Here is a 24,113-nt window from a genome sequence, read left to right as displayed (position 1 = left end):
AAAATAAATATATTTGTAAACTGAATTTGTGTTTAAATGTGCTAAGGTTATTAATATTACGAATTAAATTCCATTGCTTTCAAGAAAGTCACGAAGTAAATTCATACATACAGTTTTCCTATATTCAGCAGAAATTCTACCTTTGATAGGAACAATCTCCTGATCGTATTTTTTAAGATAATCTTCTTTTACAATTTTAGCTTCTTCAATAGTTTTGCCAACAAGCATAACATCGATATCAGCCCGTCTTACGATAACATCACTTACTGCACCAAATGCAGTAGAGCAGCTAGAAATTTTACCATTTTGTACATTAAGAACTCCAGCAAAAGATACTCTCGCGATAGCCAAAGCATTTCTTGCACCGACCTTTTTATAATAATAATTATTAAGACCTGTTTTACTCATAAGAATTTCAACTAGTAGTTCATCAGAATGAATGCAAGTCTTTTTTTTACCTAGATAGAATTCAGTAATTGGAATTACACGCTCACTTTTGTTACTTACAAGACGTAATTTAGAGTTCGCCAAGAAAAAGATTAATGCACTGTCAGCCTTAGCAGATCCATTGCAAATATTACCACCTACAGTACCTAAGTTACGGATTGCTGGCGCTGCAATCTCTGCTGATGCTTCCTTTAGAATGCTAGGTATAAGTTTATTTTCAATAATATCAGTAAAGCTGCAGGCAGCACCAATACGGATATACTTATCATCTTCTACAATGTTTTTCATCTCAGTTACTTTATTAAGAAACAAATAGTTTACATTTTCATCTGGTTTAATCATTAAATCCGTACCTCCAGCGTAAGGAGTGACGACTTCAGTTGCAAGGATGTCTAATGCTACTTTAAGCGATGTTGGTAGATATTTATTTACCATAATCCTTTCCCCTCCTTTGCTGCAATACCAATTGCATTAACTATTGAATTATATCCGGTGCATCTACAAAGATTTCCAGAAATCCCATCACGAATATCTGCTTCAGTGGGATTTGGATTTTTGACAAGTATACATTCAGACGCTAGTATCATCCCAGGAATACAAAATCCACATTGGACAGCACTAACAGATGAATATGCGCTACTAAGAACATCAAAACGTTTTGTTTCGCGATAACCTTCAATGGTAATAACAGTACTTCCTTCTATGCTGCCCATAGCTACCATGCAAGAGTTAACCAATTTCCCATCAAGAATGACAGAGCAAGCACCGCATTCTCCCTCTTTGCAGCCACATTTTACTCCAGTTATGTGAAACTCATTTCGAAGTACATCCAGCAATCTCTGATTTGCATTGGCAATGGATGTAATATCTTTTCCATTAAGTATAAACTTTATCATTATTTAAGCCCCCTTTGTAGTACTTTCATGGTATCTTCTGTTGTAAATGGAGCTTTATATAGGTTTTCGCAAAGCGCATTTTCCATTGCTTCAACATAAGCTGGAGCCGCTCCAACGAGAGGAAGTTCTCCTGCACCTTTTGCTCCATATGGGCCGTGGGTATATGGATTATTCATTATTTCAGTCACAAGATTTGGTACATCAACGGATGTTGGTATTGTATAATCACTTAAATTATTATTACGAATCATGCCTTTATCATTGTAATCCATTTGTTCCATGGAGGCATAACCAATACCCTGAAGGAATCCACCTTGCATCTGTCCGAGTATTATATTCATATCAATCGGAACACCGACATCAAAAATACCCCATGCTCCAAGAATTTCTGTAGTGGCTGTAAGTGTGTCTACTTCTACTTCAATAACATTAACAGACCATGAATAGGTTGGATATGCATCTCCTCTGAATTTCTCTATACTAAAAGGGATTACAAAATCAGGTTCAACAAAATGTTCTTCTATAATTTGTTCTTCTCCGGATTTCCATTCCGTCTTAAGTCGCTTCGCTGCACGCTTAAGTAATTCTCCAACGGTCATTAGCGAGCGGCTTGCAACAGTTGGACCTGAATCTGGAACAAGATCTGTATCTGGATTAATATTTAATACCCTATCGTAAGAAATTCCTAGGGTATCCGCAACAATTTTACAGAAGGTAGTTTTTAAGCCTTGACCAATATCTGCGTTGCTTGCGAGAATGTCTACTGTATCATCCTTGTTTTTCCTGATTTTAGCAACGGCCTTAATTAAATCTCTCTCTCCACTACCAGTAAAACCACATCCATGGTAATACATAGACAGACCAATCCCTTTGTGATATCTGCCAGTTTGATTCTTATATAATTCTCGTTTTGCACGGTAATCAGTAAGAACATCAATTCGCTCTATCATTTCAGGTAGGGGCACATGGAAATGATATTTGCCACTTGTAGAAGTAGAATCATATTGTTTAACCATATACTTTTCTTTAAGTTCAAGGGAATCAATCTCCATTTTTTTTGAGATATGATCCATGATCATTTCTACTGCAAAAAAAGTTTGAGGTGCACCAAAGCCACGATATGCGCCACAAGGTACAGTATTTGTCTTCATAGCACGCCCAGCAACGCGAAGATTATCTATGCGATATACACCATTTGAACAAATTAAACCTCGCTGCAAAACAACAGCCGAAAGTGTGGTATATGCTCCACCATTAAACATAACATCAACATCCATACCAGTAATTCTATTGTCCTTAATAGCTACTTTATATGTGCTAATAGATGGATGCCGTTTTGAAGTGTATTCCATATCTTCTCGTCTATCAAAAATTATTTTAACTGGTTTGTTTGCTTTTTTTGCGGCTACAGCAATTTGACAAGCTAGAATTGATGGGAACGCTTCTTTGCCACCAAATCCACCACCAGTAACATCTTGAATAATTTGGACATCCTTGTCTTCATAACCCATTGCTTTGGAAACTGCACCTTTTATATAGTAGGGGCACTGCATAGAACCACGTACGGTAATTCGTCCATCATGAGGATAAGCAATCATACCTTGTGTTTCAAGATATGCTTGTTCCTGGTAACCAGTTTGAAAAGTCTCTATGAAAACATGATCAGCTTCTTTTAAGGCCTTATCTATATCTCCTTTTTCAAAGTTATAGTTAAAAAAAACAGTATCAGATTTAAGCATGTCAAGAATTGGTACTAGTTCTTCATATACAACAACAATTTCATTTAATATTTTATTTACTTTTTTTAAATCTGGACCGACAACCATCAAAATCGGATCACCAACATATTCTACTGTATCATTGGCAAAAACAGGAGTATCATCAAGAACAATGTGAACGAGGTTTATACCTGGTACGTCATTTTTGTCAACAATAAAATAACCCTTTGGTAATTCAGGAAGAATAATATTTGTTATACGTGCCTTTGCCTTTGCGGAGTGTAATAGTCTACCATAATTCATACCCTCCATAACTTGATCATCTACATAAAGTGCACGACCGTTTATTTTTGTATCATGGTCTTTTTTCTTTACAGAATTACTAATAGATTCCATTTAGTTCCTCCTATACATTTAATTAATAGGTATTTGTATAAACACCTCAAACTTTATAATTACTCTTACTCTCCATGTAGTTAACAATCCTATGATAATCTGCTTTTGTGTCAGCATCAATTGTGCAACCGTAGTCATCAACAGGAGCTGTTTTTATTTCATTTTCGAAAAATTTCCATACCTCACGAAGACCACCATCATTTTGAAACTGAAGTATATAATTTATACAACTTTGTGAAACCAAGGGTGGATGTTTACGGTGCCCATCAATAGTAGGAAATACTATCATAGCATTACTCTTTACCATGGTTTCCTTAACCTCAAGAAAGGTTTTAGTATCAATTGCTGGCATATCTCCTGGAAGGAGATAAAATGCATCACAGTTATTAAGTGCCGCGATTCCAATTTTTACAGAGGCTAACATGTCTGTTTCTGCATATTTTAGGTTATGTGTAAATACTAACCTAGAGGTATCATATTTACTTTTCAGTAGAACTTCAATTTCTTCACCTCGATATCCTAAGACAACAATGACTTGATTTACACCAGAATAGAGCATGCTATCAACGCTGTGTTCAATCATAGTTTTACCATCTATCTTTAAAAGTGGTTTAAATTCTCCCATACGACTTGATAAACCAGCAACCAGTATGATACCATTAGTTTCCAATTGCATGCCTCACTTTCTAAATGCTATGCTTATTTATATTCTTTATTCTATATTATTTATTCTTCGACTTTTTATAAAATGTATCTTTTAATGGTAGTTGTGTACGTAATTTGCCATCTAATCTGTAATAAGCATGGGAACATGCCGGAGCTGTTGGAATCAAACATAATTCGCCACAACCTTTGGCTCCATAAGTTTCAGGGATTTTTCCTTTAGCATGTACAAGAATAACCTCAAGCTTTGGAGCATCCTTTGCTCTCATAAGCCCTAGTGTACCTAGTTTTGTTTTAGGATAACCTTCTTCAACTTTAAATTCCTCAGTCATTGCATATCCAAGGCCCATGACTATGCCGCCTTCAATTTGTCCTTCAACAGATTGGATATTAACTGGTGTTCCAACATCAAATGCCGCAACCACTTTTTCAACTTTTCCGTCCTTATTTAGGATAACAACTTGAGCTCCATAACTATAACTTACATGGCTAATTGGATTCTCTTTTATAGCACCCATACGATCTGTCTTTGCAGAATATTCTCCATAAAATTCTTGTCCCTCCAAATCACTAAGCGTTAATCCCTTATCTAATTCTATCTTCAATTTTTCAGACCCTCGCCTTATAGCTTCTCCAGTCATTACGGTCTGCCTAGAAGCAGTACTAGTTCCTGCATTAGGGGTACGAACAGTATCCGCTCTTTCATGGATAATAAGAGCAGGATCTAAGCCAGTTGTTTCACAAAGCACAGTAGTACACATTATTGCAATACCTTGCCCCATACATGCAGCAGAGGTTCGAATATGAACTTTACCGTCTTCGATGGATAAAATGCAACGCCCAATGTCCTTGTTGCCTACACCTGTTCCACTATTTTTTAATGCTATAGCAAGACCTGCATATGGACTTGATTCGTATACATCTTTAATAGCCTCCAAACATTCAGCCATAGCGACACTTTCATCTGCTACTTGACCATTTGGTAATACTTGACCAGGACGTATTGCATTACGATAACGGATTTCCCAAGGCGTAATACCTACCATCTCTGCGAGTAGGTTAATATTATTTTCAGTAGCGAAGCAACTTTGTGTTACACCAAATCCTCTGAAAGCTCCACTAACAACGTTATTAGTATAGACTGACATACCCAAAATATCAATATTTTGGTAATTGTATGGTCCAGCTGCATGTGTGCATGCTCTCTCTAATACAGGTCCACCGAGAGATGCATATGCACCTGTATCCGCTATAATAAAACCTTTCATTGCTGTTAAATAACCTTTTTCATCACATGCTAGAGTAAACTCCATGTCCATTGGATGACGCTTAGTATGATAATCTAAACTTTCTTGTCTTGTGAATTTGACTTTAACTGGTTTTTTAGTATGCCATGCCATTAATGCTGCATGGTGTTGAACACTCATGTCTTCCTTGCCACCAAATCCACCTCCAACAAGCTGGGAATGACAATGTACTTTATCTTGAGGAATTTGAAGCATATTTGATATTTCACGTTGTTCATCATACACAGACTGTGAACCTGAGTATAGCAAGATTCCATCCTTTCCTTCAGGCATAGCGATTGCACACTCAGGCTCCATAAATCCATGTTCTTGAGGTGGCGTTCGATATTTTTTTGTTACTACATATTTAGAATTTTTAATTGCCTCTGCTGCATTTCCACGTTGAAGAATAGCACGGCTCATGATGTTTCCATCGACATGAATTAAAGGTGAATCCGCCTTTAAAGCATCTGTTGGTGACGTAATCGGTTTCAACTCGGTGTAATCAACTTCAACTAATTGGCATACTTCATCTAGTTTATCTTTATGGTATGTTGCTACAAGTGCTAGTGCATCTCCTACATACCTGGTAGTTTCACCTTCAGCCATAAGTACATCCCAGTCTTGTTTTATATGCCCAATAACATTACTCGGAACATCCTTAGCTAGTAAAATTTTCACACAGTCTGGGTGAGCCGCGGCTTTGCTAATATCAATTTTGTTTATAATAGCTCTTGGATATTTAGAATGAATGGCTTTTGCATAAATCATACCAGGTAATTCAATGTCATCTACAAAAATGCCTGTTCCATTTATTTTTTCAGCTGCATCAACACGTTTAAATCTTTGTGCCATTTTCAATTCACTTGGAGAGACCGGTATTTGAAGATTATCTCTTATATATTTTGCCGCCATTAAAATAGCTTCTTCAATTTTTTTATAACCAGTACAACGACAAATGTTGCCATTAATTGCTTTTTTCACATCTATTCTTGTTGGATTTAAATTGGTATCAAGTAATGCTTTTGCACAAATTATCATTCCAGGAATGCAAAAACCACATTGAACTGCACCAGCCTCTGCAAAACAATGTTCATAAACTTCTTTTTCGTGAGGGCTTAAGCCTTCAACTGTTAGAATATGTTTTCCTACAAATTTAGAAACTTTCTGTACACATGCTTTTACCGCTTTTCCATCTATTAAAACGGTACACGTTCCGCAGGCACCTTCACTGCAACCATCTTTTGCAGAAGTAATTCTTAAATCATCTCTTAAATAAGACAATAAAGGTTTGTCCGTATTAGAAACTGAATCTTTGCCATTGACATTTAAGGTAAACATAAACAACCTCCCATTTACAAAAAAATACTTATTTGTTATAAGATTCATTATAAAGCAGAGGTGATTTTTTATCAAATTGTTTGTGAAAAGAACTTGGTTTTTATAAAATTCTGAAATCTAGAATAATCTTATAAATTCATCTTTTGCGTACTTGCGTACATTCTGTTCAAATTGCTGATATTTTTTTAAAAATGCACTGCCTTCCGTTGTCAAATAGGTTTTGCCACCATTTTTGCCACCATGTTTTCTTTCAACTACTGTATAACCTAATTCATGTTCTAGCTCGTTTAACATATTCCATGCTTTACTATAAGACAATGCAATATGTTTGCATGCACTCCGTACAGATTGTGTATCCTCTATTAAAATCAAAAGTAATTTTGTTTTAGAATTAAAAAACATAAATTCTTTTTCAATGCTTATTCTAACAAAAGGATGCAAAATAAGTTGATTATGTTTTTTTAAAAGTTGATTTGAGCGATCAATATCATCCGCATCATGAAGAATACCTTCATCGTCTATATCAATCCATTGCCTTTCAACCCCAATATTTTTAATTGCACCACGCATTCCAGTATTTCCATTGTATTTTAATATTTTTGGAATTAATTCTGAAGATATTAAAAGGGGATGGCCAGTTTTTCCATGATAAGATGGTGAAAGCAATTTTTTTCCACACTCCATCATTTTTTTTATGGTCTCAGGTGTAAACATAAGAATGCTTACAGGATTAAATATTACCTGATCACATTTATTTAGTAAATAAGATAGTCCGATTTTTGCAGAATCAAACATTTGTGAAGTTTCATACTTCTCATCAAGCAAAAATATAACGCCATAATCAGCCAGGTCATGTTCAATTTTTTCAGCCTCGTATCCAATAACAATCACAATTGGGGATATTCCAACTTGTTGAAAGGTTAGAACAATCCTTTTTACTGCAGTGATTGAACCCATTTTTAGTAATGGATGTGGTTCATTTTCTCCTGATGTCCAACCTGTTGCAACAATTATGCCACCTGTTGTCTTTTGTCTTTTTTCAGAATTATCACTCTGTGTAGGTATTGTCAAGATTGACACCCCCTTATTTTATTTATAAATTGTAATATAAATTGCCAAAGATTTCAAGGAAAATTTTAGGGATTATGCTGAGGATAGTATCTTAGTTGTTTGGGGCATAAAAAATTATAAAAGTAATTAAAAGTCAATTAAAGGATTAATAATCGTAATAGAAGTGATTAGATTTGATTAGCACAAAGATCCATAATATGTAGCCAATTGATCGTTGACAAGAGGGGGGCTTTATAATAAAATTAGATCAACTAGTCAGTTGGTTTTAAATTACATTTTTGGTTTATTTATTTATAATAGGGAGTGATATTTATGGTAGACATCAAAGTGTTAATGGAAAGTTTAGAAAAATTAGATTATCAAAACATGTACAATAATGATTTCTTATTGACTTGGGAAAAAACAGACGATGAGATTAAGGCAGTATTTACAGTGGCTGATATACTTCGTGAAATGAGAGAAGAAAATATTTCAACACGGATTTTTGATAGTGGACTTGGAATTTCGTTATTTCGTGATAATTCTACTCGTACAAGATTTAGTTTTGCCTCTGCTTGTAATCTTTTAGGACTTGAAGTTCAAGATCTTGATGAAGGAAAATCTCAAGTTGCTCATGGTGAAACGGTAAGAGAGACTGCTAATATGATTTCTTTTATGGCTGACGTTATTGGTATCCGTGATGATATGTATATTGGGAAAGGCAATGCTTATATGCGTGAAGTGTCGAGTGCTGTACAAGATGGTTATAAAGACGGGATTTTAGAGCAACGCCCAACGCTTGTTAGTTTACAATGTGATATAGATCACCCTACTCAATGTATGGCTGATGCTCTTCATATTATAAATAAATTTGGAGGTATTGAAAATTTAAAAGGCAAAAAAATAGCTATGTCTTGGGCATATTCTCCATCCTATGGTAAGCCACTTTCAGTTCCTCAAGGTGTAATTGGATTATTAACTCGTTTTGGAATGGATGTAGTTCTTGCACACCCAGAAGGCTATGAAGTTATGAGTGAAGTCGAAGAAATTGCAATGAAAAATGCAATAAAATCTGGTGGTTCATTTACAAAAACAAATTCTATGGAAGAAGCATTTAAAGACGCGGACATAGTATATCCTAAAAGTTGGGCTTCTTTTGTTGCTATGGAAAAACGTACAGATTTATATGCAAAGGGTGACCAGGCTGGTATAGATTTACTTGAAAAAGAATTACTTGCACAAAATGCTAAACATAGTGATTGGCAATGCACTGAGGAACTTATGAGCACAACAAAGGATGGAGAAGCACTTTATCTTCACTGTCTACCAGCTGATATCTCTGGAGTTAGTTGCGAAGTTGGAGAAGTTGAAGCTTCCGTATTTGATCGTTACCGCACACCACTTTATAAAGAGGCTAGCTATAAACCTTATATAATAGCTGCTATGATATTCTTAAGTAAGGTTAAAAGCCCACAGAAAACACTAGATACACTTTTAAATTCTAAGAACGGAAGATTTTTGGGGTAAGGTAACATAATAAAAATGTATTAGGGGAGTGTTTTTATGAGTGATAAGATGAGATTAGTTCCTTTTGAAAAAATGCTTACTTGGATTCCAAAAGAATTAGAGACAAAGGAATCTATTTTCGGCGTGCGTAAAGATAAATTTTATTATAATGAAACGGGAAAGACAATTACGTTGTTTAATGAAAAGCTTACCTCACCAATTGGCCCTGCAGCAGGTCCAAACTCTCAATTAGCACAAAATATTGTTTGTGCATATTTAACTGGAAGTCGGTTTATTGAATTAAAAACGGTACAGGTTATTGATGGTGAAGATATAACAGTAGCTAAACCATGTATCAACGCACAAGATGAGGGATACAATGTAGAGTGGTCTACGGAACTAAAGGTATCAGAAGCATTTGACGAATATGTGAAAGCATGGTTTTTACTTCATGTTTTGATGAAAGAACTTAAATTTTCAGGCGAAAGAGATTTCATGTTTAATATGAGTGTAGGATATAATTTAAGTGGAATAAAATCAGCTAAAATAGATGCTTATATTGAAGGGATGCGTGATGCATCTTCTACAAAGATTTGGAAGGAATGCGTACAAACCCTTCTTTCTCATATGGACATGTTTTCAGAATTTAAAAAGGAAGATTTGGACAGAATTTCACATACTATTTGTAAATCTATTACAATATCTACTATGCATGGATGCCCTGCGAGCGATATAGAGGGGATTGCTACTTATTTTCTTAAAGACAAGGGGCTCTATACTTATATAAAAATGAATCCAACACTTCTTGGCGAAAAGTTTGTTCGTGAAACCTTAAATACTATGGGTTATGATTATATATCTCTAAATGGAGAACATTTTACAAATGACCTGCAGTACTTAGATGGCGTCTCAATGTTAAGGCGTTTAAAAACGCTTGCAAAAGAACTAAATTTAGAAATAGGGGTTAAACTAACCAATACACTTCCGGCTAACATTAATAATAACGAATTGCCAGGAGAGGAAATGTATATGTCAGGGCGTGCGCTATTTCCATTATCTATTTCTTTAGCAAGTAAATTAGCTATAGAATTTGATGGCGATTTACAAATTTCTTATTCAGGTGGAGCAGACTTTTTTAATGTAGATAAAATTTTGTCTACAGGGATTAGACCAATAACATTTGCAACTTCCATTTTGAAGCCAGGTGGCTACTATCGAATAACACAAATGGCTAAGAAAGTAGAAAAATACATTGATGGTGAATTCTCAGGAATCAATATAAAAGTGCTGGAGAATTTAGCTAAGCAAGCACTTACTGATAAGCACTATCGCAAAGAACTACGTCTTGTAAAGAGTAGGAAACTTGATACGAAGCTTCCAATTTATGATTGTGTTATAGCACCATGCAGTATAGGGTGTCCAATTAACCAACAAATTCCACAATATGTAGCATTGGTGGGAGAAAAGAAATATGATGAGGCTTTTTCAGTAATTGCCATAGATAATGCCCTGCCAGCAATTACAGCGACTATTTGTAATCATAAGTGTCAGAATAAATGTACTAGACTTGATTATGACGAATCTGTTTCAATTAGAGATTTGAAAAAGGTTGCTGTTTTAAATGCTCAGGATAAATTCACAGCAGCTATTAAGCCAGCAGATATAAAAACTAACAAAAAAGTTGTGATCATTGGAGCCGGTCCAGCAGGACTTTCTACAGCACTTTTTCTTAGAAGAAATGGCGTGGACGTGACCGTAAGGGATAAAAGGGAAAGCGCATTAGGAGCAGTTACTTATGTTATACCTGAGTTTAGAATTTCTTATGAAATGATAAAAAAAGACTTTGAAATGATTAAAAGTCAAGGTGTTAAATTTGAATTTAACATTGATGAAAACTTTGAATTAGAGAAACTTAAAAAAGATTATGATTATGTAGTGCTTGCTATAGGGGCATGGAAACCTGGAAAAAATTCACTAGATGATAAGGGCAATAAAGCAATTAATGCTATTTCATTTTTAGAAAAATGTAAGAAGGAAAACGGAAATGTATCAATAGGAAAAAATGTTTGTGTCATTGGTGGCGGAGATGTCGCAATGGATGCAGTTAGAGTGGCTAAAAGAGTGACTGGTGTAGAAAAAGTTTCAATTATTTATAGAAGGACTAAAGAATATATGCCAGCTGATAAGGTGGAAATAGAACTTGCTATTTCAGAAGGCATTTTACTTAAAGAACTGCTTTCACCAATTTCTATCAAGGATGGTCTACTTTCTTGTGAAAAAATGAAGTTAGGTAATATGGATAATTCGGGAAGAAGAGCCCCTGTTGGTACTGGAGAAATGATAATGATAGATGCAGATACAGTTATTATTGCAACAGGTGAAAAAATTGATAGTGATTTGTTAAGAGAAAATGGCATAAACTTGGATGCTAAGAATTTCCCAATTGTTAACGAAACATTAGGTACAAATATTTCAGATGTATATGTTATTGGTGATCTAAAAAAAGGTCCAGCTACAATTGTTAAGTCAATAGCAGATGCAAAAACAGTTGCAAAAGATATTCTTATAAAAGAGGGGCTAAGTTCAGATTTTAAGTTGGAAGATTCTTGTGTTGATAAAAAAGTTATATATAACAGAAAGGGTATATTAAAAGATCCAAAATTAGATGAAAAAGAGTCAAAAAGATGTTTATCTTGTAACAGTATATGTGAGTTGTGCGTGGATGTTTGCCCTAATAGAGCAAATATAGTCGTTAAGGTAGAGGGAGATTTTGCTTCGACTCACCAAATTATACATTTAGATGGTATGTGTAATGAGTGTGGTAACTGTGGTATATTTTGTCCTCACAAGGGAAACCCATACAAGGATAAAATAACGGTTTTCTGGAGCAAAGAAGACTTTGAGAATAGTGAAAACAAAGGATTCTTTATTGAAGACTTAAGGAAAGGTGTTTGCCTAGTTAGAACTGAAGACGACAATATTATAAGCCATACTATTGGGCAGAAAACATCTATTTCTAAAGAAATGTCTAGTATGATTAAAACTTGTATAAATAACTATGAGTATATACTTTAGTATTAAATTTTATATAGTGGGGGTGGAAAGGTATGCTATTAATTGGGAAAGGAAAAGTTATAACAAGGGATAATGCTAAATCAATTATTGAGGATGGTTGTATTGCTATTGAAGAAAATAAGATTGTTGAAATTGGAATATCTAAGGATCTTAGAAATAAGTATAGTGAGGCAAGGTTTATTGATGCCAAGGGCAAACTTATTATGCCAGGTTTTATAAATACTCATATGCATTATTACAGTACTTTTGCTAGAGGAATGGCGAGTGACAGTCCGAAAGCAACAAGATTATCTGAAATACTTAAAGGCTTGTGGTGGAGACTTGATAAGACATTGACTTTAGAAGATGTTTATTATAGTGCGCTTGTACCTATGATTGATCAAGTTAGAAATGGAGTTACAACTGTTTTTGATCATCACGCAAGCCCGAATGCTGTTACTGGAAGCTTATTTAAAATTGCAGATGCGGCGTATGAAATAGGAATTCGAAGTAATTTATGTTATGAAACTTCGGATAGGGATGGAGAAAAAAAATGCGATGAAGGTATTGCAGAAAATGTAGCCTTTATTAAGTATTGTAATAATAAAAATGATGATATGATCAAAGGAATGTTTGGACTTCATGCATCAATGACTATATCGGACAAAACTTTATATAAATGCTTAGATTCAATAGCAAATTTAAATTCTGGATTCCATGTTCATACTGGAGAAGGTATTGAAGATGCAAAGGACTGCATGCAAAAGTATGGCAAAGGCATTGTAGAGAGATGGTATGATGCTGGTGTTTTATGTGATAAGACAATAGCAGTACATTGTATTCACATTAAAGAAAAAGAAATGGATTTGTTAAAAGAAAAAAATACAATAGTTGTTCATAACCCTGAATCTAATATGGGAAATGCAGTAGGCGTTGCTCCTATTCTTGAAATGTACAAGAAGGGTATATTATTAGGGCTTGGTACAGATGGATATACATCAGATATGATGGAATCTTATAAAGTAGCCAATATTATTCATAAACACGTAAAAGGCGACTCTACAGTTGCATGGAATGAAATTCCGGATATTCTATTTAATAACAATAGAATAATTACCGAGAGATTTATTAATGGAAAAGTTGGTATTTTAAAAGAAGGGGCATTGGCAGATGTCATAGTAGTAGATTACAATTCTCCAACACCAATTAATGAAAATAATATTAATAGTCATTTGCTCTTTGGTATTAATGGACGATCTGTTGATACAACAATAATTAACGGCAGGGTTGTTATGGAAAATAGAAAATTAGTTAACATTGATGAAGAAAAAATTATGGCAAGAAGTAGAGAACTTGCAAGTGATGTCTGGAAGCGCTTTTAAGGTATGGAAAGCAATATAATTATTGATTAAAATAGTTTGAATAAATAGTTAAAATATAAAAAAATATTGGAGGTTATCAATGGGAGCAATTATAAATGAGGCTGAGATTTTAAAGGTAGCAGAAAGAAATAAATCGGATATGTTTAAGTTTTTAAGAGATATGATAGCAATTCCAAGTGAAAGCTCTAATGAAAAAAAGGTAATTGAGAGAATTAAAGAAGAAATGTTAAAGGTTGGATTTGATAAGGTAGACATAGATCCTATGGGAAATGTATTAGGCTATATAGGACATGGAAAACATATTATTGCTATGGATGCACATATCGATACGGTTTCAATAGGTGATATAAATTTATGGAAAAATGATCCATATAAAGGGTGTGAGGACGATGAAGTGATAGGTGGTAGAGGTGGATCTGATCAAGAAGGCGGAATGGCTTCTATGGTTTATGCAGGAAAAATTATTAAGGATCTTCATCTTGAAGATGATTATACATTAATAGTTACAGGTACAGTTCAAGAGGAAGATTGTGATGGATTAGCATGGCAGTATATAATAAATGAGAGCAAAATAATACCTGAATTTGTAGTAATTACTGAGCCAACTTCTTGTAATATATATAGAGGTCATAGAGGACGCATGGAAATAAAAGTTACAACACATGGTATTAGCTGTCACGGATCCGCACCAGAAAGAGGAGATAATGCTATATTTAAAATGGCACCTATACTTAATGAATTAAAGGAGTTAAATGAGAGATTAATTGATAATGCTTTCCTTGGAAAAGGAACGTTAACAGTATCTGAAATCTTCTTTTCATCACCTTCAAGATGCGCTGTGGCAGATGGATGTTCAGTTTCAATAGACAGAAGACTTACTGATAAAGAAACATGGGAATATGCCATTGCGCAGATAAAAGATCTACCTTCTGTAAAAGAAGCAAAAGCTGAAGTGGAAATGTACAATTATGAAAGACCATCATACACCGGGCTTATTTATCCAACGGAGTGCTATTTCCCAACTTGGGTTTTGCCAGAGCAGCATGTTGCTTGCCAAACACTTGTAGAATCATATATTGGCCTTTTTAATAAGGAGCCATTAGTCGATAAATGGACATTTTCCACAAATGCAGTTTCAATAATGGGTAGATACAATATACCTTGTATTGGATTTGGACCAGGACATGAAGATCAAGCACATGCACCAAATGAAAAAACATGGAAAGATGAATTAGTTAAGTGTGCAGCAATGTATGCATTAATACCTAAAACTTATATGAACAAAATAATTAAAAAATAATTTTTGGAGGAATATAAAATGAAACCAACCTTATTAGTTGTTGCTTTAGGTGGAAATGCACTCCAAAAAGTAGGAACGCCTGCAACATCCGCGGCGCAGTTAAAAGTAATTGATAAAACCACGCAGTATATAGCTCAGTTAAAATGCAGAGGGTATAAACTTGTAATAGTTCATGGAAATGGACCTCAAGTTGGAAGAATAGTAATGGCACTTGAGTCTTCTGCAAGTGTTACTCCACCGATGCCTCTTGATGTTTGTGGTGCAATGAGCCAGAGTTATATAGGATACCATATACAGCAATCATTAAGAAATGCATTGCTTAAAGTTAATAAGCATGTACCTGTGGTAACTATTGTAACCCAGGTAATTGTTGATAAAGATGACATAGCATTTAAAAATCCAACAAAGCCAATAGGAGCTTTTTACACAAAAGAAGAAGCTGAGAATCTTGAGAGTGAAAAAGGTTATATAATGAAGGAAGACTCAGGTAGGGGATTTAGAAGAGTGGTAGCGTCTCCTATTCCTCAAAAAATAGTAGAATTCTCAACTATAGAAACGTTACTTGATACAACTATTTGTGTAACTGCTGGGGGGGGTGGTATACCTGTAACACTGGAAAAAGATGGTTCACTTAAGGGCGTTGAGGCGGTTATAGACAAAGATTTAGCAGCTGAAAAGCTTGCAGAGGATATAAATGCAGATATTTTATTAATACTTACAGAAGTTGAAAAGGTATCAATTAACTATAATAAGCCAAGTCAAAAAGACCTTAACTGCATTACAGTACTCGAGGCACAGAAGTATATGCAGGAGGGTCACTTTGCACCAGGCTCAATGCTTCCAAAAATGATGGCAGCTATTGCGTTTGCAAAATCAAGCCCATCACATAAGGCAATAATTACTTCACTTTATAGTGCACTTGATGCCTTGGATGGAAAGACAGGAACAGTTATAACATTAAATAAATAGTAAAAGAAGTTACAACAGTATATTAAGAAGGGAGTCTTATTTTTGGGTATTTTGCTCATTGGCGGTAAAGTCGTAACTGCAGTGGATGCTTATTATGCAGATGTGCGAATAGAAAACGATAAAATTGGATCAATTGGTAGTGATTTAGGAAAAACAGATGACGAAATAATAGATGCTCATGGTTGTTATATTATTCCTGGTGGAATAGATACTCATACACATTTTGCTTTAAATGTGGGCACTATGACAACAGCAGATGATTTCAAAAGTGGAACAAAAGCTGCAATTGTTGGTGGAACTACTACAATAATCGATTATGCAACTCAAAATAAGGGAGGGTCTTTAAAAGAGGCTCTTCATGCACAACATGAAAAATCTGCTGGAGTTTGTTACTGTGATTATGGTTTCCATATGGGTATCACCGATTGGAATGATGAAGTAGCACTTGAAATGGAAGAAATGATCAATGAAGGAGTAACTTCATTTAAGCTATATATGGCTTACAAGGGTAATCTTCAAGTGGATGATGGAGTAATATTAAAAGCACTTAATAAAAGCAGAAAAACCAAAACATTGATATGCTTTCACTGTGAAAATGGAGATGTAATTGATGAACTTATAAGTGAAGCAAAAATTAAGAATCATACTACTCCCTACTACCATGCTAAGACTAGACCTGTTGAAGCTGAAAGAGAAGCTATAACAAGACTTTTAAATTTTTCAGAGATTATGGATACACCAGTATATATTGTGCATTTAAGTTCAAGAGAAGGTTTACTAAGTATTCTTGATGCTAAAAAAAGAGGAGTAAAAGTTTTTGTTGAAACTTGCCCTCAGTATTTACTTTTAAATGATTCATGTTATGGAGAAGAAAAGAGTGATAGTTTTGAGGGAGCAAAATCTGTGATCTCACCTCCACTTAGAAAAGATTATGATCAGGAAGCATTGTGGAAAGGCATAAGCCAGGGAGAAATAAAAACTATTGGATCAGATCATTGTTCTTTTAATTACAAAGGGCAAAAGGATATTGGAATTAACGACTTCACAAAAATTCCAAATGGAGCGCCAGGTGTGGAGAATAGAATGGGGCTAATTTATACTTATGGAGTAGTAAGTGGCAAGATAAGTATAAATGAAATGGTTGCAATAACTTCAACTAATGCAGCAAAAACATTTGGAATGTTTCCACAAAAAGGAACAATCTCTATTGGAAGTGATGCAGATATAGTAGTTTGGGATCCTAATTTTAAATCATATATTACAGCTGTTAATCAAACTCAAAAGGTAGATTACAATCTTTTTGAAGGATTTGAGCAACAGGGTAGAGTACTACATGAGTTTTTAAGAGGAAATAAAGTAATTTCTAATGGGGAACTGGTTGAAAAAGAACCTCTTGGTAAATATATTTTTAGAAAGATAAATAAGTAGGGAATACACTATTTAAGTAGTAGTTAAAGTGGGGGGCTTTTAATGCGCATTGATTATGCAGTTAAAGGAAATATCATATTTACTAAAGTATTTGGTGAATATGAGGTAATTAGGAATGGATATATAGTAGTGCAAGGCAATCTTGTAAAAGGTGTTTATAAAAAACTTAATGAAGAATTTAGTGATTTAAAAGTAATAGATTATGGGAATGCAATGATAATACCTGGATTTGTAGATATACATTTGCATGCATCACAGTTTGCAAACTTAGGACTTGGACTCGATAAGGAACTTATGCCATGGCTTGAAGAGTATACTTTTCCTGAGGAAGCTAAATATGTAGATATTAGTTATGCTAAAAAAGTATACTCATCTTTAATAAGAGAATTGTGGAAATTTGGAACAACAAGGTCATGTGTTTTTGCTACAATCCATAAAAAGTCAACAAAGTTACTAATGGATATGTTTGCGCGAGCTGGCCTATCAGCATATGTAGGGAAAGTTAATATGGACAGAAATTCTCCACAAGATTTAACAGAAACAGCAGTGGAGTCAATTCGTGATACAGAGGAAATACTTAAAGAATACACAAACAAATATGAGTTAGTAAAACCTATAGTAACACCGAGATTTGTTCCAAGCTGTAGTTTTGATCTTTTAAAAAATCTTGGAATTCTTGCGAAAAAATATAATGCTCCTATACAGTCACATTTGAGTGAGAATTATGGTGAAATAAGTTTTGTTAAAGAACTTCACCCAAATTGTAAAAACTATACGAGTGTCTATAATGAAGTTGGATTACTTGGAGATGTACCTACTATAATGGCTCATTGTGTTTTGGTTGATGCAGATGAAATAGAACTTTTGGCAAGAAAAAAGGTATTTATAGCACATTGTCCTAGTTCAAATTGTAATTTAGCAAGTGGCAATGCGCCTATTAGAAAATTGCTTGAAAAAGGAGTTAAAGTAGGCCTTGCAAGTGATATATCAGCAGGAAATTCATTATCAATGATGGATATAATAGTAAGTGCTGCGCAGGTGTCAAATATAAAATGGATTGAAAGTGGTAGAGTAGATAAGCCTTTGAACATAGCAGAATTATTTTATCTTGCAACAAAAGGTGGAGGAGAATTTTTTGGGAAAGTGGGTAGTTTTGAAGAGGGATACGCATTTGATGCTCTAGTTATTGATGACAGTAGTATGCCAACTTTTAAAGCATTTTCAATAGAAGAAAGGTTACAAAGGTTTATTTATGCTGGGGACGATAGAAACATTAAAGTAAGATATGTAGCTGGCAGAGAAATAGAAGAACCGGAATGTTTTTTTTAAAAATCGATAATAAATTATAATTTTGGGGGTTATTTTATGAAAATCGATATAGTTAAAGAGAAATCTTCATTTTTGGAATCTTATTTTCATTTGAAGGAAAATAAATCGAATGTAAAGACAGAAATACTTGCTGGAATCACTACTTTTGTTACAATGGCGTACATTATATTTGTTAATCCTAATATTCTAAAACTAGCTGGTATGAACTCAGCAAACGCAATAGGTGATGCAGCTACAAAGTTTACTGTAGGTACTGACCCAATAGTATCAGCTGTTTTTGTAGCTACTTGCCTTGCAGCTGCTATTGGTACATTTATAATGGGATTTTATGCTAATTTGCCTTTTGCTCAGGCTCCAGGGATGGGTCTTAATGCGTTTTTCACTTATACAGTATGTTTAACACTAGGATTTACTTGGCATCAGGCGTTATCATGCGTATTAATGTCAGGAATATTATTCATAATTATTACAGTAACTTCGATACGAGAGAAGATAGTTGATGCGATACCTCAAAATCTAAAGTATGCAATATCTGGAGGTATTGGATTATATATAGCTCTTATTGGACTTAAATCTGGTGGCGTAATAGTTGCAAATCAAGCAACATTAGTTGGGTTTGGAAACTTTACAAAGGCAGGGACGCTTCTTACTATAATAGGAATTACAATAACGGGTATATTGATGGCTAGAGGGGTTAAGGGTTCAATTCTTATTGGAATAATTTCAACCACAATAATAGGTATTCCACTTGGAATTACATCCCTTGCAAATATACATGTTTTCAGTGCACCTCCATCACTTGCTCCTACATTTGCAGCATTTGATTTTAGTGGTCTCTTATCAAAAGGAGGTACTTCGGTAGGTGGTGCTATTCTTAGCGTTTTTATGGTTGTTATAACAATTTGTTTAGTTGATCTTTTTGATACTATTGGAACACTTGTTGGAACTGCTACAAAAGCAGGGATGCTTGACGAGAATGGTAAGGTGCTAAGAATGAAAAAAGCCCTTTTGTGTGATGCAGTAGCAACAACTGCAGGTGCTTTCTTAGGAACAAGTACAGTTTCAACATATGTTGAATCTACAGCTGGCGTTTCAGAAGGAGGAAGAACTGGACTTACTTCAGTAACAGTAGGAGTATTGTTTATTCTATCACTATTTTTCTCAGGCCTTGTTGGATTGGTTCCTGGGCAGGCAACAGCACCAGCACTTGTGATAGTAGGCGTTTTAATGATGTCTACCATTAAAAATATAAATTTCGATGACTTTACAGAAGCACTTCCAGCGTTTTTTACTATAGCACTAATGCCTTTTACTTATAGTATAGCTAATGGAATTGCAGCTGCTATGATTTTCTACCCAATAATGAAAATAGCCACAGGTAGGCAAAAGGAACTGAGTCCAATTGTATATATACTTGCCGTATTGTTCCTTCTAAGATATATTTTACTTCCTTTTGTGTAAAATTATAAAATCGTGCCTTAGTGGTGGAAATAAAGTTGTAATTAAAATTGGAAAATTATATAATAATATTGAAACATTTAAAGCAAGAAAAATTATAAATTTGTTTACGATTTTAAATATTACAAGAGAGAGAGGATATTATTTTATGTCTAATGATGTTAAACAAAAGATACTTGATGCTGCAATGGAAATCGTGTCGAAAGAGAAGATTAGTGGTACTCGTATGCGTATGATTGCGCAGGAGGCTAATATGAGTCAATCGAATTTACATTATCATTTCACATCAAAAAATGATATATTGATTTCTCTTTTAGATAAGATGCAAGAAGAATTTTCTAATGATCGTAAAAATTATATTAGTTTGGAAAATAAAACTGTAAACCAAAATATTAGAGGCTTTTTTGATCAGAAAAAAAATGATATTCTCAACAAGAAAAAATTTGATTATACACAAATTGATTATTGGGTTCAAGGAACAGTGAATGAAGAAATAAGATTAAAGTTTCAAAATACGTTTGAAATTTGGCGTGAGAGTATTCGAGAGGTTTTAAGTAAAGGTGATCAAATAGAAGACACAGATCAAAAGTATTTGGACATGTTGCCATATTTAACTGTGTCCTTAATGTTAGGAGCTTCTTTGCAATATCTTATTGATGAGGGCAAATTTGATCTAGATGAATATTTTAATTTAGCAGAAAAAATGATATTTGGTAAAATTATAAGAAAATGATTTTATAATAAAATACATTGTATAGGAGAGGTTGTTATGAGAGATGTAGAATCAATAAAATACATTACTAATGAAGATTCGAGAAAAGTAGATAATAAGAAAGCATCTGTAGAATTTATTGATAAGAAAGAAGTTAAAAAGGTTAGAAGTTTCCATAAAAGCTTTTTAGAATATAAAGTAACGCCACTTCATAGTTTAAAGGAATTATCTAAAGAGTTAGGAGTCGGTAATATATGGGTGAAAGATGAATCTTATAGATTTGGACTAAATGCTTTTAAAGTACTGGGTGGTTCATATGCTGTTGGTAAATACCTAGCAGACAAATTAAATATGGATATTTCTGAGCTTTCTTTTGAAAAACTTAGGTCTAAAGAAATCAAAGAAAAACTGGGAGATATTACCTTTGTTACAGCAACTGATGGTAATCATGGTAGAGGAATTGCCTGGGCAGCAAAGATGTTAGGACAAAAATCAGTAGTATTTATGCCAAAAGGGTCATCAGAGGTAAGACTAAATAATATAAGAAAAGAAGGAGCAGAAGCTTCTATAACAGATTTAAATTATGATGATGCAGTAAGACTCGCAAATAAATATGCGCATCAGCATAATGGAGTAATGGTACAAGACAGTGCATGGGAAGGTTATACAGATATTCCAACTTGGATTATGCAAGGATATGCAACACTTATAGATGAAGCGTTGCAGCAGATAAAAGAGCAAGGAGATATTCCTACTCATGTATTTCTGCAAGCAGGTGTAGGTTCTTTTGCTGGAAGTATACAAGGATATTTAGCAGCTGAATTTGGCGCAGATAGACCAATAACTACTATAGTTGAACCAAACGAAGCAGCATGTATATTTAACTCTGTTAAAGAAAGAGATGGAAAAGCTCATGCAGTGACAGGATATATGCCAACAATAATGGCTGGACTTGCATGTGGAGAACCTAATATTGTTAGCTGGGGAATCTTAAGAGATTATGCTGATATGTATATCTCTTGTCCTGATTATGTAACAGCGAGGGGTATGAGAATACTTGGGAATCCATTAAAGGGAGATCCTAAAGTTACATCTGGAGAATCTGGCGCAGTTTGTTTGGGAATGGTGAGCTTGATTTTAGGAGATAGTAATTTAAAAGAAATAGCTAAGAAATTAAATATAAATAAAGATTCAAAAATACTTGTAATAAGTACAGAGGGAGATACTGATCCAATTAATTATAAGAAAATAGTTTGGGATGGAGCATATGCAAGTATATAACTATAAAACATATGTAAAAAATTCAAACACTTATTTTTAGAAAAAATATGGTATTGTCTAGTATGTTAGAATATTTTTACCATCAGAGAAATCTGATGGATTTTAACTTTGAATAACAAAAAAAATGTGGCTTTGAAAAAGTATGCCATAGAAAATATAGGAGGATAACAAATATGAAGACAGTTTCCGTTTATGATTCTGTAGGTATGGTTTTAGTACATGATATGACACAAATTATTCCCGGGAAATATAAGGGAAGCCGATTTAAAAAGGGGTATGTGGTTAAGGAGCAAGATATCCCAGTACTTCTTGAGATGGGAAAAGAAAATTTGTTCGTTATTAACTTGGAAGATGATGGGGTACATGAGGATGAAGCAGCAATTAGAATAGCAAAAGCAGCGGCAGGCATAGGCATTGAACTTAAAGTTAAAGGTGAGGGCAAAATTGAGCTAGTAGCATTGTATGATGGTCTGCTTCAAATTGATGTGGACAAGCTTATGGAACTTATTGATCAAGAGGAGGTTGTGTTTGCTACACTTCACAAAAATCAAGTAGTAAAACAAGGACAGGTAGTGGCAGGCACAAGGGTTATACCACTGTTTATACGTGAAAAAATCGTAAGCACAGCGGAAACTGTATGTTTGGATAATGCGATTATTAAAGTAACACCATTAAAATCACTTAAGGTAGGTCTCGTAACTACAGGAAGCGAAATTTATCATGGAAGAATAAAAGACGCTTTCGGTCCTATTTTAGATAAAAAGTTTGGTTTATTGGGAAGCACAGTTGTTCATCAAATAATATCTGATGATAATGATGATATGATTGCAGATTCTATTAAGCAGTTACTATTCGAAAAAGTAGACATGGTAGCAGTTACAGGTGGTATGTCTGTAGACCGAGATGACAGAACACCTTCTGGCATTCGCAAAGCAGGAGGAAAAGTTGTAACTTATGGCGCATCTGTTCTTCCAGGCGCGATGTTTTTGCTTGCATATATTGGTGATATTCCTGTTGTTGGTTTGCCAGGATGCGTAATGTATCATAAGATAAGTATTTTTGATTTGATTATACCAAGAATTATGGCAGGAGATAAGCCTACTAGAAGTGATATTAAGAAGTTAGCTCATGGAGGTCTATGTAGAAATTGTGAAACATGTACTTATCCAAATTGTGGTTTTGGAAAAGCATTTTAGTAGTTAACATATAAAATATATTTAAATAATATTGTGGTGGGCACATAGCCATGCCTTTATCTGAATTTGTATCAAAAGTGAATTTATCTGTTACTGTTATAGAGGAGGGTATGGTATGCGACGGAGTTATGGAAGTTCTTATAGAATCATTTTAGTGGTTATCATCATTTAAGTATATACTTGAATGATGATATTTTTTAATGTTAGCAATATTACAAATATTTAAATCATTTTACCATGCGTATCCGAATGCGGTATATTGAATTATTTAGACCTATATGTAGGAAAATAGAGTTAATCTTACTAGAATATACTTAAGTTAAAAGTGACCTTATATGTATATGATAGAATACTCCTTGTCGTCACATAGAAGTGGCACACTAAACTAACTGTTAATTACAATTTAATAGATTTTAAATAAAAATTTATTTTAAAGAAGTAGTTGACAAAATAAGAAAAACCTAGTATTATAGTAGAAGTCGTCACATGATGACAAAGCAAATTGGTCTTTGAAAATTAAACAGAGAAATAGGTAAAGAAATGAAATAATATTTTATTTTAACCAGTCAATTACTTTAGTAAAAGTAATATTTAGTCGTAAGACTAAAAAGTATGTAATGAGCTTGCTAACCAACTTAACAGTTGGCGCAGATTAATTATTTCAACTAAAAAAGTGTAAACTTTTAAATTGAGAGTTTGAT

General features: G+C 34.1%; 17 protein-coding genes. 11 read left to right on the top strand and 6 right to left on the bottom strand.

Annotated elements, in window-relative coordinates:
• Positions 1-63: 63 nt before the first annotated feature.
• The 6 genes from KPL44_RS18305 to KPL44_RS18280 all read right to left on the bottom strand — a co-directional run bounded on the left by KPL44_RS18305 (position 64) and on the right by KPL44_RS18280 (position 7,818).
• Positions 64-882 (bottom strand): FAD binding domain-containing protein, encoded by an 819-nt coding sequence (locus tag KPL44_RS18305; protein WP_216253081.1) that lies wholly within the window; start codon positions 880-882, stop codon positions 64-66.
• The gene (locus KPL44_RS18300; RefSeq protein WP_216253080.1) at positions 876-1,343 is read right to left on the bottom strand and encodes a (2Fe-2S)-binding protein; all 468 of its coding nucleotides are present in this window, start codon (positions 1,341-1,343) and stop codon (positions 876-878) included. The genes KPL44_RS18305 and KPL44_RS18300 overlap by 7 nt, the downstream gene beginning before the upstream one ends.
• Positions 1,343-3,457 (bottom strand): xanthine dehydrogenase family protein molybdopterin-binding subunit, encoded by a 2,115-nt coding sequence (locus KPL44_RS18295; protein ID WP_216253079.1) that lies wholly within the window; start codon positions 3,455-3,457, stop codon positions 1,343-1,345. Before KPL44_RS18295 ends, KPL44_RS18300 begins: the two co-directional genes overlap by 1 nt.
• Before the next feature lie 46 nt (positions 3,458-3,503).
• Entirely contained in the window at positions 3,504-4,127 is a 624-nt protein-coding gene (locus KPL44_RS18290; protein ID WP_216253078.1) for a nucleotidyltransferase family protein, read from the bottom strand.
• Positions 4,128-4,179: 52 nt separating this feature from the next.
• Positions 4,180-6,747 (bottom strand): selenium-dependent xanthine dehydrogenase, encoded by a 2,568-nt coding sequence (gene xdh, locus KPL44_RS18285; RefSeq protein WP_216253077.1) that lies wholly within the window; start codon positions 6,745-6,747, stop codon positions 4,180-4,182.
• 117 nt (positions 6,748-6,864) lie between these two features.
• Positions 6,865-7,818, bottom strand: a complete 954-nt coding sequence (locus tag KPL44_RS18280) for an NTP transferase domain-containing protein (RefSeq protein WP_253201845.1) — start codon at positions 7,816-7,818, stop codon at positions 6,865-6,867.
• A gap of 312 nt (positions 7,819-8,130) precedes the next feature.
• On the opposite strand from KPL44_RS18280, the gene ygeW reads away from it, so the two are divergent.
• The 11 genes from ygeW (at position 8,131) to KPL44_RS18225 (ending at position 23,412) form a co-directional block, all read left to right on the top strand.
• A complete protein-coding gene (ygeW, locus tag KPL44_RS18275; RefSeq protein ID WP_216253074.1) occupies positions 8,131-9,324 on the top strand; it encodes a knotted carbamoyltransferase YgeW in 1,194 nt (397 codons plus the stop codon).
• A 36-nt stretch (positions 9,325-9,360) separates the two neighbouring features.
• The gene (gene ygfK, locus KPL44_RS18270) at positions 9,361-12,378 is read left to right on the top strand and encodes a putative selenate reductase subunit YgfK (RefSeq protein WP_216253073.1); all 3,018 of its coding nucleotides are present in this window, start codon (positions 9,361-9,363) and stop codon (positions 12,376-12,378) included.
• A 32-nt stretch (positions 12,379-12,410) separates the two neighbouring features.
• Positions 12,411-13,739: a putative aminohydrolase SsnA gene (gene ssnA, locus KPL44_RS18265; protein WP_216253071.1), complete on the top strand. Its 1,329-nt coding sequence runs from the start codon at positions 12,411-12,413 to the stop codon at positions 13,737-13,739.
• 79 nt (positions 13,740-13,818) lie between these two features.
• Complete coding sequence (locus tag KPL44_RS18260) at positions 13,819-15,039, top strand: YgeY family selenium metabolism-linked hydrolase (RefSeq protein WP_216253069.1); 1,221 nt, start codon at positions 13,819-13,821, stop codon at positions 15,037-15,039.
• A gap of 18 nt (positions 15,040-15,057) precedes the next feature.
• Positions 15,058-16,008: a carbamate kinase gene (gene arcC, locus KPL44_RS18255; RefSeq protein ID WP_216253061.1), complete on the top strand. Its 951-nt coding sequence runs from the start codon at positions 15,058-15,060 to the stop codon at positions 16,006-16,008.
• 42 nt (positions 16,009-16,050) lie between these two features.
• A complete protein-coding gene (hydA, locus tag KPL44_RS18250; protein WP_216253059.1) occupies positions 16,051-17,436 on the top strand; it encodes a dihydropyrimidinase in 1,386 nt (461 codons plus the stop codon).
• Between the two features lie 42 nt (positions 17,437-17,478).
• The gene (gene guaD / locus KPL44_RS18245) at positions 17,479-18,765 is read left to right on the top strand and encodes a guanine deaminase (protein WP_216253057.1); all 1,287 of its coding nucleotides are present in this window, start codon (positions 17,479-17,481) and stop codon (positions 18,763-18,765) included.
• A 36-nt stretch (positions 18,766-18,801) separates the two neighbouring features.
• Complete coding sequence (locus tag KPL44_RS18240) at positions 18,802-20,226, top strand: NCS2 family permease (protein ID WP_216253055.1); 1,425 nt, start codon at positions 18,802-18,804, stop codon at positions 20,224-20,226.
• The gene (locus KPL44_RS18235; protein WP_253201844.1) at positions 20,219-20,956 is read left to right on the top strand and encodes a TetR/AcrR family transcriptional regulator; all 738 of its coding nucleotides are present in this window, start codon (positions 20,219-20,221) and stop codon (positions 20,954-20,956) included. The genes KPL44_RS18240 and KPL44_RS18235 overlap by 8 nt, the downstream gene beginning before the upstream one ends.
• A 36-nt stretch (positions 20,957-20,992) precedes the next feature.
• The gene (dpaL, locus tag KPL44_RS18230; RefSeq protein WP_216253053.1) at positions 20,993-22,216 is read left to right on the top strand and encodes a diaminopropionate ammonia-lyase; all 1,224 of its coding nucleotides are present in this window, start codon (positions 20,993-20,995) and stop codon (positions 22,214-22,216) included.
• Positions 22,217-22,389: 173 nt separating this feature from the next.
• Positions 22,390-23,412: a molybdopterin-binding protein gene (locus KPL44_RS18225; RefSeq protein ID WP_216253052.1), complete on the top strand. Its 1,023-nt coding sequence runs from the start codon at positions 22,390-22,392 to the stop codon at positions 23,410-23,412.
• Positions 23,413-24,113 lie beyond the last annotated feature (701 nt).

It is taken from the genome of Clostridium sp. DSM 17811, assembly GCF_018861905.1.
GTDB lineage: Bacteria > Bacillota > Clostridia > Clostridiales > Clostridiaceae > Clostridium_AD > Clostridium_AD frigoriphilum.
The sequence above is the reverse complement of the archived record's forward strand: the minus strand, read 5'-3'. Positions and strand labels throughout refer to the sequence as shown.

Bases quoted from the DNA above. Each gene is read 5' to 3' on its own strand.
- ygeW (WP_216253074.1), top strand. From the start codon at position 8,131: ATGGTAGACATCAAAGTGTTAATGGAAAGTTTAGAAAAATTAGATTAT.
- KPL44_RS18225 (WP_216253052.1), top strand. From the start codon at position 22,390: ATGAAGACAGTTTCCGTTTATGATTCTGTAGGTATGGTTTTAGTACAT.
- arcC (WP_216253061.1), top strand. From the start codon at position 15,058: ATGAAACCAACCTTATTAGTTGTTGCTTTAGGTGGAAATGCACTCCAA.
- dpaL (WP_216253053.1), top strand. From the start codon at position 20,993: ATGAGAGATGTAGAATCAATAAAATACATTACTAATGAAGATTCGAGA.
- KPL44_RS18295 (WP_216253079.1), bottom strand. From the start codon at position 3,457: ATGGAATCTATTAGTAATTCTGTAAAGAAAAAAGACCATGATACAAAA.
- ssnA (WP_216253071.1), top strand. From the start codon at position 12,411: ATGCTATTAATTGGGAAAGGAAAAGTTATAACAAGGGATAATGCTAAA.
- xdh (WP_216253077.1), bottom strand. From the start codon at position 6,747: ATGTTTACCTTAAATGTCAATGGCAAAGATTCAGTTTCTAATACGGAC.
- KPL44_RS18300 (WP_216253080.1), bottom strand. From the start codon at position 1,343: ATGATAAAGTTTATACTTAATGGAAAAGATATTACATCCATTGCCAAT.
- KPL44_RS18305 (WP_216253081.1), bottom strand. From the start codon at position 882: ATGGTAAATAAATATCTACCAACATCGCTTAAAGTAGCATTAGACATC.
- KPL44_RS18260 (WP_216253069.1), top strand. From the start codon at position 13,819: ATGGGAGCAATTATAAATGAGGCTGAGATTTTAAAGGTAGCAGAAAGA.
- KPL44_RS18240 (WP_216253055.1), top strand. From the start codon at position 18,802: ATGAAAATCGATATAGTTAAAGAGAAATCTTCATTTTTGGAATCTTAT.
- ygfK (WP_216253073.1), top strand. From the start codon at position 9,361: ATGAGTGATAAGATGAGATTAGTTCCTTTTGAAAAAATGCTTACTTGG.
- guaD (WP_216253057.1), top strand. From the start codon at position 17,479: ATGCGCATTGATTATGCAGTTAAAGGAAATATCATATTTACTAAAGTA.